This window comes from Leucobacter sp. 1207-22 (assembly GCF_052850455.1).
The window spans coordinates 143832-157989 of sequence record NZ_VXCR01000003.1; the positions used below are offsets into that span (position 1 = coordinate 143832).

General features: G+C 62.9%; 11 protein-coding genes. 6 read left to right on the top strand and 5 right to left on the bottom strand.

Annotated features, from left to right (window positions below):
* Window positions 1–142: 142 nt before the first annotated feature.
* Window positions 143–2026, top strand: coding sequence for a heavy metal translocating P-type ATPase (locus FW756_RS06425; protein WP_446429334.1), 1884 nt, complete (start codon window positions 143–145; stop codon window positions 2024–2026).
* 155 nt (window positions 2027–2181) lie between these two features.
* On the top strand, window positions 2182–2790 hold the full coding sequence (locus FW756_RS06430) for a hypothetical protein (RefSeq protein WP_446429335.1): 609 nt from the start codon (window positions 2182–2184) through the stop codon (window positions 2788–2790).
* Between the two features lie 120 nt (window positions 2791–2910).
* On the opposite strand, the gene FW756_RS06435 is transcribed toward FW756_RS06430, so the two are convergent.
* The 4 genes from FW756_RS06435 to FW756_RS06450 all read right to left on the bottom strand — a co-directional run bounded on the left by FW756_RS06435 (window position 2911) and on the right by FW756_RS06450 (window position 7659).
* Window positions 2911–4188, bottom strand: coding sequence for a M20 family metallo-hydrolase (locus FW756_RS06435; RefSeq protein ID WP_446429336.1), 1278 nt, complete (start codon window positions 4186–4188; stop codon window positions 2911–2913).
* A 68-nt stretch (window positions 4189–4256) separates the two neighbouring features.
* Entirely contained in the window at window positions 4257–5912 is a 1656-nt protein-coding gene (locus tag FW756_RS06440; RefSeq protein WP_446429337.1) for an amidohydrolase, read from the bottom strand.
* A gap of 80 nt (window positions 5913–5992) precedes the next feature.
* The gene (locus FW756_RS06445) at window positions 5993–7348 is read right to left on the bottom strand and encodes an MFS transporter (RefSeq protein ID WP_446429338.1); all 1356 of its coding nucleotides are present in this window, start codon (window positions 7346–7348) and stop codon (window positions 5993–5995) included.
* 50 nt (window positions 7349–7398) lie between these two features.
* Window positions 7399–7659 carry a hypothetical protein gene (locus FW756_RS06450; protein ID WP_446429339.1) on the bottom strand — a complete coding sequence of 87 codons (261 nt, stop codon included), beginning with the start codon at window positions 7657–7659 and terminating at the stop codon, window positions 7399–7401.
* Window positions 7660–7685: 26 nt separating this feature from the next.
* On the opposite strand from FW756_RS06450, the gene FW756_RS06455 reads away from it, so the two are divergent.
* The 4 genes from FW756_RS06455 (at window position 7686) to FW756_RS06470 (ending at window position 12611) form a co-directional block, all read left to right on the top strand.
* Window positions 7686–8636, top strand: coding sequence for a C-terminal binding protein (locus tag FW756_RS06455; protein ID WP_446429340.1), 951 nt, complete (start codon window positions 7686–7688; stop codon window positions 8634–8636).
* 85 nt (window positions 8637–8721) lie between these two features.
* Window positions 8722–9936, top strand: a complete 1215-nt coding sequence (locus FW756_RS06460) for a helix-turn-helix domain-containing protein (protein ID WP_446429341.1) — start codon at window positions 8722–8724, stop codon at window positions 9934–9936.
* A 265-nt stretch (window positions 9937–10201) separates the two neighbouring features.
* Entirely contained in the window at window positions 10202–11827 is a 1626-nt protein-coding gene (locus FW756_RS06465) for a thiamine pyrophosphate-dependent enzyme (protein WP_446429342.1), read from the top strand.
* A 286-nt stretch (window positions 11828–12113) separates the two neighbouring features.
* A complete protein-coding gene (locus tag FW756_RS06470; protein ID WP_446429343.1) occupies window positions 12114–12611 on the top strand; it encodes a hypothetical protein in 498 nt (165 codons plus the stop codon).
* A gap of 270 nt (window positions 12612–12881) precedes the next feature.
* Here FW756_RS06470 and FW756_RS06475 read toward each other — a convergent pair whose 3' ends face one another.
* Window positions 12882–14093: a PucR family transcriptional regulator gene (locus tag FW756_RS06475; protein WP_446429344.1), complete on the bottom strand. Its 1212-nt coding sequence runs from the start codon at window positions 14091–14093 to the stop codon at window positions 12882–12884.
* Window positions 14094–14158: the final 65 nt, after the last annotated feature.

A 14158-nucleotide genomic window follows, 5' to 3' on the forward strand; every position in this document is an offset into this window, starting at 1 on the left:
CCCAGCCTTTCCATTTGCATGTTGCCTGCGAACCGGGGGACTGGCGGGCGGCGGCGTTGACCCGAGGTCGAATCCGAACCCCAAAGATGACTCCCCGGGCGGCCTCGTTGACCCCGACCCACCCACAGACCAGGATGAAACTATGAACCTCCTGCGCAGCACCCTCAAGCGCTATCCGGCAGTGATCCTCACGCTGCTGGTGGGCGTGATCGGCCTCGTGATGCTTGCCACTCCGGCGCGCGACCTCGCCCCGCGCATGGTGGGCGTGTATGCGCTTGCGATCGCGCTGTGGCAGGCCCTCGAGATGGTGCGGTCGCTGCTGAAGGGGAACGCGGGTCTCGACATCCTCGCTGTCACGGCGATTACGGCGGCAGTACTCGTCGGGGAACCGTGGGCGGCGCTCGTGGTCGTGTTGATGCTTACCGGCGGAGAGGCGCTTGAGGGCTACGCAGAGAACCGTTCTCAGCGCGAGCTCACGGCGCTGCTTGATCGCGCCCCGCAACTTGCGACGCGGATCACCGGTGCGCAGCCACACGACAGCCTCGACAACATTGAAATCGCGGAGGAGCGCACCGAAACCGTCCCCGTCGCCGACATCGAGATCGGGGACGTTCTGCTCGTGCGACCCGGCGAGCTGGTGCCGGTCGATGCCGAGCTGTTGACTACCACCGCGCAGTTCGACGAGTCATCGGTGACGGGCGAGAGCCTGCCGGTCGAGCGCGAGGCTGGCAGCACGATCGTGAGTGGTGTGGTGAACGGCTCAAGCGCGGTTGTGATGCGCGCGCAGGCGAGCGCCGCAGATAGCCAGTATCAGCAGATTGTGAGCCTCGTGCGCGAAGCGCAGGAGAGCCGGTCGCCAATGGTGCGTCTCGCCGACCGGTATGCGATCCCGTTTACGCTCGTCTCGCTGACTATTGCGGGGGTGGCGTGGTGGATCAGTGGGGACCCCACCAGGTTCGCCGAGGTGCTGGTGGTTGCGACGCCGTGCCCGTTGCTGATCGCGGCTCCGGTCGCGTTCCTTGGCGGTATGAGCCGTGCTGCCAAGGCAGGCCTCATCGTGAAGGGTGGAGGCGTGCTCGAGCAGCTTGCCCGCGTGCGCTCAGCGGCGTTCGACAAGACGGGCACGCTCACCACCGGTCACCCAGAACCCCGACGCATTCTCGCAGAGCCGGGCTTCAGCGAAGATGAGCTCCTGCAGCTCGCGGCTTCTGCCGAGGTGTATTCCTCGCACGTGCTCGCGGAAGCTGTGGTGGAGACCGCGCAGGCGCGCGGCCTTGAAACGCTTTCCGCGACTGAGGCTGAAGAGCGTGCGACCAACGGCGTTGAGGCGAGGGTTGAGGCTGGGGTGATCCGCGTCGGAAAGCCGAGTTGGATTGCGCAGTATGCTCCCGCGCTCACCCGCGCCCCGCTCGAGGCAGGCGAGCTGGCGATCTATGTCTCGCTCGATGATCGCTTCGTGGGGGCGCTCATCATGCGTGACCAGCTGCGCGACGATGCTGCACCGATGCTTGCGAGCCTCGCAGAGTTCGGCATCACGCGGACGGCGATGATTACTGGCGATGTGGAGCCGACGGCACGTGCCATGGCGGATCAGGTCGGCATCGCCGAGGTCCACGCCGAATGCACTCCGAACGACAAGGTGCGTATTGTCTCTGAGATGCAGCCGCGCCCGCTCCTCATGGTGGGTGATGGGCTCAATGACGCACCCGTGCTTGCGGTTGCAGATGTCGGGTTCGCGATGGGAGCGCGCGGCTCGACTGCTGCGAGCGAGTCTGCCGACGTCGTGAACCGTTTTGACCGCATTTCGAGCGTTGCGGACGCGGTGCGGATTGGCCGTGACACCGTCCGCATCGCGCTTGAGAGCATCTGGGCAGGAATGATCATCAGCGTTGGTCTCATGCTCGTAGCCGCGGTCGGTCTGTTGCCCGCGCTGGCAGGCGCTTGGCTGCAAGAGGTGGTGGATCTGGTCGCAATTCTGTGGGCACTACGTGCGATCAAGGGCAGTCGAATTCTGCAAAAAAGGTAATTCAAAGCCAATTCATGCTGAAGTCGAAATAGCGTAGGTGTGTAGGCTCCCGAGATTTACGGGCTTCAACGGCCCACGGATTTCGTGGTGTACAGACCTTCGTAGCATACGAGTGATCGCGCTATGAAGACCGATCGTGAAATGGAAGTGATCCCATGAACGTACAGAAAATCTCAATTGTTGCGCTCGCTGCAGCGCTGCTTGCTGGCGTAACCGGGTGTAGCGCGCAGGCTCCTTCGACCAGCGGGGCTCAGACGAGTGAGACTCAGACGAATGAACCCACCGCTGCGCAAGGTGGGGCAGAGGTGAGCCGGGTGAAAGAGTACTCGACGCTCGACGAACTCATCGCCGATAGCGACCTTATTGCGGTTGTTGAAGTGACTGATGAACGAAAGACCTCAACCTGCGGTGACTTCGAATGCCTGAACGCCGTGGTGAAGCCGGTTGACGTGCTGAAAGGCGACGCTGCAGGTCCCATCTCGATCGTGAACGCTGGAGCGCCAGAATCATCTGAGCCAGCTGCCGCGGACAGCTCTTTGACCGTTGAACCGCTGACACCGGGAACAACATTCCTCTTGTTCTTGTCGAACTTTGAGAACACACCTGGCGATCCAACCGGTGAATACGTGCGGGTCGGAGTCTTCGCGGGAGACTACATCGAGAACGCACCTGGCACGTACGAGAGGCGTGACCCTGAATCTCCAAAACTCCCAGAACAGTTGAGCCTGGAAGAAGTGCGACAGGCGATCGCAGCGGGAGCGTAAGCCGCGGCGGCAACGCAACGACCCACAACGACTTCAACCAACAACAACTTCGGCCCGGGTGTCGGCAGTGAGCTACATGCTGCACTGCCGACACCCGGGCCGAAGCCGTTGAAGCGGTGGTTAGTTCACCAGCGCGCCGCCAGCGAGGCGGCGAATGACGCCCGCGAGGTGGTCGAGACCTGCAACGAGGTCCTCGTCGCGTGTGTACTCCTTGAGGCTGTGCGAGATGCCATCAACGCTCGGCACGAAGAGCATGATCGTGGGAACGTCATCCTTCATGTTGGTCGAGTCGTGACCAGCAACAGTCATCACGCGGTCGTGAGTGAGGCCGAGGTCTTCTGCGACCTCGCGTGCGAGCGCCAGGCCGTCCTCGGGGTAGGGGTTCTGATCCCAGCTGTGCTCGGCGACGATCTCGATGTCGACGCGATCCTGCGCCTTGACTGCCTCGACCTTTTCCATCACGCGAGCGTACGCGCGGTTGAGCACGTCGGCGTCAGGTGAGCGGAGATCGAAGAGCAACTGCACATCACTTGCCACGACAACAGGAGAGTTCGGGTAGACATTGATCTCGCCGCACGCGGTGTGCAGGATACCCGGCTCAAACTCGTCAACAAGCTCACGAGCTGCCACGATGAGACGTGCTGCACCGAGTAGCGCATCGCGACGATCGGCCATGATGGTGGATCCGCTGTGCGCCTGCTCGCCGGTGATCTTGAACTCGAACTTGCGTGCACCCCAGGTCGCGTTCACGAGGCCGATGGTGACACCGTCTTCCTCCATGCTGCGTCCCTGCTGCACGTGAATCTCAGCGTACGATGCGACGGTCATCTCAGCGAGGGCGGCAAGATCCGCCGCATCGCCAAGCTGATCGATTGCGCCGAGTGCGTCGCGCACGGTGATGCCGCGGGGGTCGGTCGTGGCGAGCGCGGTATCGAGATCGAGTTTGCCGGTGAAGACCGAGCTGCCCATCATCGAAGGCTTGAAACGCGAGCCCTCCTCGTTGAACCAGTTCACGACTGCCAGGTTGAAACGTGCCTTTGAGGGGTCGGCGCGCAGTTCCTCCGCGATGCGGAAGCACGCGTGGGCCGAAGCCATGACGCCGTATGCGCCGTCGAAGCGGCCAGCGGTCGGCTGCGAATCCATGTGCGAGCCGGTGAGGACGTAGGGTGCGCCGGGAACGAGCTCGAGCAAGCCGAACTGGTTGCCGATCGCATCGTGACGGACAGTGAAGCCGTGCTGCTCAAGCAGCTGAGCGAACCACTTGCGCTGCTCGCCGTCAGCGACGCTCGCTGCCTGGCGCTCGACGCCGCCCGTGCCCTCAACCGCACCGAAGCGTGAGTGGACTGCCCAGTCTGCAAGGAAAGCTTCGTGGGGCTGTGAGCTGATGTTCGCCGTCATTTTCTAGATCCTTTCGGCGGTGTTCAGGGGAATATGTGAAACGGTCAGCGGGACCGAAAACTGTGTGGTTACGCGCGGGCGTCGTAGCTGAGCTTGCCACCGAGAACGGTGGCAACAACGTCGAGCTGCGCAATATTGGGAGCGGTCAGCGGCGATGCCGAGAAGACCGCGAAGTCAGCAAGCTTGCCGCGCTCGAGCGTTCCCTTTTCGTGGATCTGGCCCGTAGCTTGTGCCGCCCACTCGGTGTGCGTGCGGAGCGCCTCTTCAGGGGTGATTCCCTCGGTTGCGCCGAGCACAGTGCCTGCCTCGGTGATGCGGTCAACCGCGGACTGCATGCCGCGGCGCAGGTTGTTGTCTGCGACGGGGAGATCTGAAGAACCAGCAAGAATGATTCCTGCGTCGATGACCGAGCGGCCACGGTAGAGCCAGTCAGCACGTTCAGCGCCGACCTGATCCGCCATCTGCTGACCGAACGCATTAATGAAGCCGGCCTGCGGTGTCACGGCAACACCGAGCGCGCCAGCGCGGGTGAGCTGTTCGGGACGTGCGATGCCGAAGTGCTCGACGCGGCACGGCTGCGGGAAACGACCGTAGGTGGTCTGAGCTTCCTCGATGAGATCAAGCGCGAGGTCGATCGCTGCGTCGCCGATTGCGTGCAGCGCGAGCGGCCAACCGGCACGGTAGGCGCCAAGCACCTGCTGGCGGTACACCTCGGGATCGTTGAGCAGGTAGCCGCGGTTGCCGTGGTTGTGGTGGCCGCAGAAGTCTTCGGTGACTGCGGCAGTTGCGCCAAGCAGCGAACCGTCCATGAAGACCTTGACGTGGCCGAAACGAACGTTGTCATCGCCGAAGCCGTAGCGAATGCCGAGGTCAATGCCGGTGCCGTTGCCCTCGCCGTGGAAGTCTGCGGCGTTCGCCGAGATTGGGTGCAGCGCATCAAGCGTTGGCATGAGCTGGGCGCGAGCGTGAAGTCGGCCCTGTTCAGCTGCCGACTGGTACGCGGCCACCTCGGCTGGGCTGTGGCCGATCCAGCCACCACCGATGCCAGCCTCGGTGAAACTGGTGATGCCCTCTGCCGCGTAGCGCGAGGTCGCAGCCTCAAGCGCTTCAACGAGACGGTCAGAAGCATAGGGGAGCAGCAGGCTCTGCACGAGCCCCTGCGCGGACTCCTCGATGAGTCCAGTCGGGTAACCGACAGCATCGCGCACCACTGCGCCGCCGACCGGGTTTTCAAAGCCCTCGTCAAACGCGCCTACGAGGCGAAGCGTTGCCGAGTTGGTGATTGCCGCGTGACCTGACGTGTGGCGGAGGTACAGCGCGCGATCGCCGGTGATCTCGTCGAGGCGCGCAATGTCGGGGAACAGGCCATCGTGGTGTGCCTGGTTGAAGCCCGTGCCGTGCACCCATGCCGTCTGGTCGCCTGCTGCATCGAGACGCGCAACCTCTGCCTCGATAGCGGCGTAGAGGCTGTCGAGTCCGCGCATGACGCTCAGATCAACGGCGGTGAGGCCGAGACCCCACCACGACGTGTGGCAGTGGGCATCAATGAGGCCAGGAGTCACGCATGCCGCACCGAAGTCGAGTACTCGATCTGCTTCCAGACCGCGTACCTCGTCATCGAAACCGACAATGCGGTCGCCGATGACACCAACTGCGGTGGCAGTGGGGCGAGACACATCCATCGTGAGGATCGTCTCTGCGGTGATGAGCATGTCGAGCTTCATGCGTGGCTCCTTGAAAAGTCTTGTGGGGAGTGAACCGTTGGGCGCCGTGTGGGATCGGCGCCCAACGGAGTCAGGGGTGTTTAGTGCTTGTAGCCTTCGTACTGCTGGCTGAGCTTCGGAGCCAGGAGGCCGCCGACGATGCTGAGCACAGCGAAGATTACGAGCAGCAGCGCCGCGGGCCACCAAGCGTCACCAGTCGCGGTGACGAGTGCGGTTGCAACGAGCGGGGTGAGACCCGAGATGACGTTTGCGCCGTTGAAGCCAACTGCAACGCCAGAGAGGCGAACCGAGCTCGGGAAGAGACCGGTGATAACCGGACCAACCGCTGCGAACGAGTAGGTGAGCAGCGAGACGCCGATGATGACACCGATGGTGACCAGGATCGGGTTGGTGGTCTCGATGAGCATGAAGCAGGGGAACGCCGCGATGATGGTGAGCACACCAGACCACACGATGACCTTGGTTGCGCCGTACTTCTGACCCAAGCGACCCGAGTGGATCACCGAACCGAGCTGGAAGACTGCACCGATGAGGGTTGCCATGAGGATGGTGTTGCGGTCGATGCCGAGCACGCGGGTGCCGTAGTTCATCACGAAGGTGGTGATGATGTAGAAGCCAGCGGTGCCGAGCAGGGTTGCTGCGATGCTCACGAGGAGCTGCTTCCAAGCGGTGACGAAGAGGGTCTTGAGCGGTGCCTTCTCGCGGTCGCCCGAGTCCTGCAGATCCTTGAAGACCGGCGACTCGTGCATTTGGTTACGGATCCAGACAGCGAGGACGAGCAGCGGGATTGCGAGGAGGAACGGAATACGCCAGCCCCACGAGTCGAAGCTGTCCTTGCTGAGGAAGAGTGCGAGGAGGAAGAAGCCACCCGACGAAAGCAGGGTTGCGATCGGCGAACCGAGCTGAGGCAGTGCTGCCATGCGTGCACGCATCTTCAGCGGTGCGTTCTCGACTGCGAGCGTCATTGCGCCCGACCACTCGCCACCAATGAAGAGGCCCTGTGCGAGACGCAGCACGATCAGGAAGATCGGAGCCCAGATGCCAATAGACACGTAGGTGGGCAGGATGCCGATGAGGCCGGTCGCGACGCCAATACCGATGACCGTGATCATCAGGACCGACTTACGGCCGATACGATCACCCAGGCGGCCGAAGAGCAGGCCGCCGAGGGGGCGCACGAGGAAGCCAACTGCGAGCGTTGCGAACGACGCCATCGCAGCGGTTGCTGCATTGTCGCTCACGAAGAACTGGACGTTGAAGACCAGCGCTGCTGCGGTGTTGAAGAGGAAGTAGTCGTACCACTCGAGTACGTTGCCAACGAGTGCACCGAATGATGCGCGCTTTGCATCACGCTCGGTGATCACGTTAACTGTCGCCGTTTCGCGGGCCGCGTGCGACTGCGGATCCACGTTCGCGGACTGTGCTGTTGAGCTCATGTCGAGATCAGTCTCCTTTGATTGAACAGGGAGGGCTTTCGCCGGCCCGCTCAAGCGTCGGTGCTGAGCGACTGGTGGCAGTGAGCCCCTGTTGCACGCGTTGCAGCGTGCTCCTCATCGATACTGTCTTGTCTTCGTCTTGCACGCAGGCACCATTTGCCGCCAGCATCACCCAGTTCAGTGTGCACACGCACACCGGCTGGTGTGAAACGCTGTGGGAGGCTCGGAATGTGTGGATCGGCATTGCTGCCTCGATCCGCGCCCATGTTCACCGCGGGCACCTGCAGCCGCAGCTGCGCACGAACCCGCATTCGCTCCCGATACGGAAGGCATCCCAATGGCGAAGATCGCAATTACCGACTGGGCAAATCTTGACCCCACCCCCGCAGTAGAGGTGCTTGAGCGCGCAGGCCACGAGGCTGTGCTGTTGAACAGCACAAGCGTTGAGAAGCTGCTTGCTGAGGCTGCAGACGCAGACGGCATCATCGCGAGCTTCACCGAGCTCTCGGCTGACACGCTGCGTGCGATGCCGAACCTGAAGGTCATTGCAACAATGGCGGTTGGCTACAACAAGATCGACACCGTTGTTGCGCGTGAGCTCGGCATCGACGTCTGCAACATGCTCAGTGCTGCAAGCGAAGAGGTCGCAACCCACGCGCTCGCTGGCATGCTCGGCATGTTGCGTGAGGTCGCTCCCGCGGTCGCGCAGGTGAAGGGTGGCGAGTGGGATTACTCGGTGCTTCCCCTGCCCAACCGTCTTTCGGAGCAGACACTTGGTCTCTTCAGCCTCGGCCGCATTTCGCGCGAGGTTGCTCGTCGCGCGCTGCCGTTCTTCAAGGACGTCGTCGCGTTTGATCCCTTCGTTCCCGCTGATGCGTGGGAGCCGGGTGTGACCCGCGTTGACTCGGTTGACGAGCTGCTTGCTGCGTCGAACGTGCTGAGCCTGCACGCGCTGCTCACCGATGAGACCCACGGCTTCTTGAACGCAGAGAACATCGCCAAGCTGCCCCGCGGCGCATACATCGTCAACGTCGCTCGCGGCGAGCTGATCGACGACGCTGCTCTGCTCGAAGGCCTCAATTCGGGTCAGCTGCGCGGCGCATTCCTCGATGTGCTTGATGTCGAGCCGCCCGCTGCGGACAACCCTGTTGTTGCGCACCCGCTCGTGCAGGTGACCCCGCACGTTGCGTTCCGCAGTGAGGTCACGCTGCGTGAGTACGCGACGATTCCGGCAGAGAACGTCACCCTGGTGCTTTCCGGCCAGAAGCCGCACACGCTTGTGAACTAAGTAGCGGATCGACGAGCCCGGACCTGCACTGTGTGCGGTCCGGGCTCGTTTCGTTTGTGGACGCGTGCCAGATAGTGTGCTGGGTATGAGCGATCCGAGTGCAACACCAGCGCCAAGCCAGCGTGAGTCTTGGGAAGCGTTGCTCGACAGCTTGGAAGCGGATCTCCCAATGCTGACCGAGACCTACCTGTCGCAGGTGAGTCGCGCTTCTGGGTACGAGCCAGGGGCGCTTGTCGGGCGCGAAGATCTGCACGCAATGGCGACTGGGTCGCTGAGCCTGCTGATCGAGAGCATTCGCACGGGTGAAACACCGCAGGCGCTCATGGAACTCGCAGAGACGCTTGGCCGTCGGCGCGCGCAACAGCAGGTGCCAGCTGACTCCCTGACGATGGCGATGCAGTCGGACTTTAATGTCATCTGGTCACGACTCCTCGAACTCGCAAGTGACGTTGATGACAATGACAGCACTGGCGGCGCGCACACTGTGCTCATGCTCGCGCAACAGGTCGAGCCAATCTGGCGTGCTGTTGAGGTTTTCTCGAACTCCACGATGACGCACTACCGAGAAGAGAAGGCGCGTCTCGCACAGGATCGCTTGAACCACCGCCAGGTTGCGATCGGGCGGCTGCTGTCTTTCCGGTCGCCGAGTGCGTCATCCGTTGCATGGGTCGCGAGCGAGCTGGACTGCAACAGTGCAGCCTCGTTCACCGTGCTTGTCGCCGACCAAGAGGAGACGCGCAGCGCATTGTTCGAGCTGGCCGCATCACTTCGCCGGTCTCGGTTCTACTTCTATCGCTCGCTCGGCAGCGTCGTCGCGTTCTGGCCGAGCGATGAGACACCACCACAGATCGAGCAGGCGCTCGTTGGCCTGCGGTGCGCCCGCGCTGACCAGGTCGAAGGTCTCGCATGCTTGCCGCGCACGGTCACCATGCTCACCACGCTGCTCGAAACCGTCGACCCCGAGGTGCGGCGCACGATCGACTTGTCGGAGGGATTCCCGCAGCTCGCCCGTCGAGCGTTGCTCACACAGGGTATTGATCTTGAAGGTCGGCTTGCGAATGCGCTCCGGGACTCCCCAGACGCCGAGCGCGAGCGGCTCCAGGAGACGGTCATCGCCTTCCTCGAGACCGGCAGCGTGCAGCAGACCGCGACGGCACTCTTCTATCACCGAAACACCGTGCTCAAACGGCTGAACAAGTTCACCGAGCTCACGGGAATCGACGTGACCGTTCCGGTGGAGGCTGCGACAGCGGTGCTCGCGTGGTCAGAAATCAGCGATCGTCCCGGTCGGACGCTGTAGGGGCTGCGGCTGCATCGGCTGCATCGGCTGCGGCTGCTTGGTCTTGGGGCTGCGTCGGCTGATCCACACCTGCATGCGCATGATCCACACCTCGTATGCAGGCCTGCACGCGGCGTGAGTGGGGCATCTGCGATCCGCGCCCAAATGTGCAGATGCACACGGGCGGCGAGAGAATCATGCGCGATTCGTCGTAGTTGTGCGCCGCATAAGTTGCGAATATTAGTGAGAACTCTACGTTCCAGTGGTTATTCAAGGAGGAATTCGTATGCGCTCGGCAGGACATCTCATCGTCGATCAACTCGCGGCTGAGGGCGTTACCCGCGTCTACAGCGTGCCCGGCGAGAGCTATCTCGACGTGCTCGACGGTCTCTACGATTCGAACATCACGAACGTTGTCTGCCGCCAGGAAGGCGGCGCAGGCTTCATGGCTCTCGCAGAGGGCCGTCTTACCGGTCGCCCCGGTGTTGCAATGGTGACCCGTGGTCCCGGTGCAGCAAACTTCTTCATCGCCGCGCACTGCGCGTACCAGGATGCGACTCCGCTCGTCTGCTTCATCGGTCTCGTGCCGTTCGCGGATCGCCGCCGTGAGTCGTTCCAGGAATTCAGCATCGACAACTGGTTCGACTCGACCGTCAAGCGCGTCTTCACGATCGAAACCGCAGATCAGGCTGCTGAGATCGTCGCTCAGGCATTCCACACCGCGGTTTCGGGTCGCCCCGGCCCGGTCGTTGTTGGCCTGCCCGAGGACCTCCTTCGCGAGATGACTGACGCAACCGCAGTGCCTTCGCGCGCAGTTGCACAGCCCGCACCTAGCAAGGCCGACCTTGACCAGCTGCGCGAGCGCCTGCTCAAGGCTGAGCGTCCCTTCCTCCTCGCAGGTGGCGACGAATTCTTCGGTGAGACCGGTCGCGAGCTCGTCGACTGGGCACTCGCAAACCACATCCCGGTTGCAGGCGACTGGCGCAACTACGACGCCGTACCCAACAACCACCCCGGATACATCGGTTGGGTCGGCTACGGCCGCCGCGACAGCATCGTTGACGCGCTGCGTGAGTCGGACCTCTTCGTCGGCGTTGGCGCAGTGCGCAGCGACGTCATGAGCGAGGGCTACACCGTCGGACTCGAGACCGAGACGGTCATCGTTGGCACCGACGCAGAGCTCCTGCAGCACGCGGGCCGCGTTGACCAATTCATCGCTTCGACTCCTGCAAACTTCGCTGCCGCACTCACCGAGCTCGGTGACGTTGCAGGCATCCGTGACGGGGCGCGGATCGCCGAACTTCGCGCAAGCCAGGACCGCTTCGTCGCGGTGACCGAGCACTCACCTGTTGCTGAAGGCGTCGACCTTGAACTCGTCTTTGATGAGCTCGAGCGTCAGCTCAGCGAAGATCGCGTCATCACCTACGGTGCAGGTAACGCCACCATCTGGGGCCACCGCCAGCTCACCCACAATGTGCCCGCAAGCATGGTCGGTTCGCGCAACGGCGCAATGGGCATGGCAGCTCCCGCAGCTGTTGCCGCTGCGCTCGTGTTCCCCGAGCGTCACGCGGTTGCAATCTGTGGCGACGGCGACTTCCTCATGAACGGCCAGGAGGTTGCAACCCTCGTCGCACAGGGTGCGCGCGCACTCTTCGTCGTGGTCGACAACGGCAAGTTTGCGACCATCGTCGAGCACCAGCAACGTCACTACCCCGGACGCCCCTCGGGCACCGACATGGTGAACCCCGACTTCGTCTCGTGGATCGAGTCGTTCGGCGGTCGCGGCGTGCGCCTCGACTCGGCAGAAGGCATTGCAGAAGGCGTTGCGTCGGTACTCGACTTCGACGGCCCCGCACTGCTGCACCTCGTCATTGACTCGGCGACTCCTTCGCCGAGCGGTGCTGGCTACTAAGTAGTCGCCTGCGGCCAGTCGTGTCTGGCCGCGGTGAGTGCATAGCTGCAGTAGCTGCTGGCGAGGCTTTCCCTCGTCTAGAGATTCGACCTTCGTCTCAACGAATTCTTGCGAAATCGTTGAGACGAAGGTCTTTTTTCATGCCCTAGGGAAGTGGGGGTAAACGCATAGGCTGGGGAGGGGAGCAGGCGCGTGGGCGTGCGCGTGAAGCAAGACCCCAGAACTGAGAACCCGCGCCCCCTGAGCACAGGACCCCTGAACCCCAGATCAAAGAAGAGAAGGCACCGTGCGGGATAGAAACTGGAAGCGCGAAGCGATAGCTTCGGCGATCTCCTGGTTGTTGCTGGGAACCATGATCTGGCTGGTGAACCTGAACCTCAACCGCAACGAGTTCGGGAACGGCGTGCTCGACGGCAGTGCCCTTGGTGAGGGCACAATCCTGCAGCCGCAGGACTTGCTCGGAATTGGTCCAATCGCTGGAATCATCGCGATCGCAGCGATTGCCTTTGTGAGCCGAGCCATCACGGTGAAGAAGTTCATCTCCCGCGGCGGATACTTCGTCGTCGACCTCGCCGTCTTGCTCGTGGGCACCGTATTGGTTTCTAGCGTGAACTTGCTCTTCGACTCCGGGCGGGTGGGTCCAATCTGGAACAACCTGGTGTTCGTCGTGTGGGTGGTGATCCATGCGATGATCCGGCTCGGACCCATCGTGTGCATCGTGGTCGTCATCTCCCTCTTCATCTCCAGCATTTGGGGCACCGGCACGCGCACTGAGACCGAGTAACAACTGTGGTGAGACGGTCGCGGTTGCACCCAACCGGCCGATGATGGGCGGATCAGTTTGCCTACATCTTGAAATCGGCCTTCACCATGCAGAAAACCTCTGAAAACATCATGTCGACGGCCGATTTCAAGACGAAGGTGCGCTCGGGGTGACTGGTGAGCGCTGACGCCTGAGCGCTGACGCCCGAGGGCCTGAGCGCTGATGCCCGAGGACCTGGGTGGCCGAGCGCTGCTGCCCGAGTGACCGGCCGAAGGGGCTGGGGCCGAGCCCCTACGCCCAGCCGACCACCAACCGTGCCGCCTGGTTCGGAATCATCGGGTCAACACCCGTAATCTCGCGAAACTGCTGCAGGTTCTTCGACAGGGTGTTGCGGTGACAGAACAGTTCGGCGGATGAGTCGGCGATGCTTCCGGTGCGCAAATAACTGAGCACAGACTCAAGCAGCCGTTCGCGCTTCGCGTCGCTACACGCAGCGAGCGCCGCATCAACGTCGGCGATGAGCGGGCGACCGGAGGCGGCGAGCTCACGAACCGCGAGGCGGGCCCAGCCGCGCTCCCACGTCATTGCGTCGGTTTCACCCGGTTCGATGACGAGTGCAAGGTCGCGTGCGATCCGCGCCCCTGTTGGCAGGCCAGCGAGGCCGTCAGCGACGGTCGTGAAACCGATGCGGAGCGATTCGAGCCGCGCGAGGCACATGGCATCGTGGGTGCGCGACTGGCTCGTCGCGGGAAGGAACGCGATGACGGCACCGTCGAGGAAGTGCGTGTGCACCGTGCATCCGAGCCGCTCAAGCTCGGCGAGTTCGACGCGCAGGGTCACCGCGTCCTCGCCGACGGCCGCGGCCACCAGCAGGGGAGCGGTGACCGAGAGCTGCAGCTCGCGGGCGAGCGCGCTCACCTGTTCTGTGGTGGTGTGCAGTCCGCTGAAGAGCGACTCAAGAAGCTCGCGACGCAGTGAGGCAGATTCTTCGCGAATGCGCTGTGCTTCCGCGAGGTAGGCATTCTGGGTCTGCGCGACGTATTCGTCGACCGTACGCAGCATCATGCGTGTGTGACGTACGAGCACCTGCGCGTCGTCTGCCTCGGCGACGGAGGTGAGTGCATCCCACATCACGGCGAAATCGAGGCGCACGGCGGTGAGAAGTGAACTGAGCGAGACTCCGGCGCGGGCCCGCGAGACTCCGACGTCGGTAGAGATGGAAACGGTCTCGTCGAGCTGCCCCGAACGGAGGCCGTCGAGAATCGCGATGAACGAGAGCACGGCGGTGCGGCGGATCTCGGACCGCGGAATTGGCGGCGCCTGATACCCATCAACCTCGACGATAAGCGTCAGGAAGCTTTCGGTCAGCGTCTCAGGGTTGAGTCTGTCGAGCAGCTCGAGCCAACGCGGTTCGACCGTGGGGGCGGCGTCTGTGCCGAGGCTCGGACCGGTGACGATTTTTGTTGCGCTCACATCATTGGGCGCGGTGCGTGACTGGGCCATTCCTTCATCCTAAGTGCGTTTGCACACAGAAGTTTCCGGGGACCGTTTCATTCGGCTCTGGAACC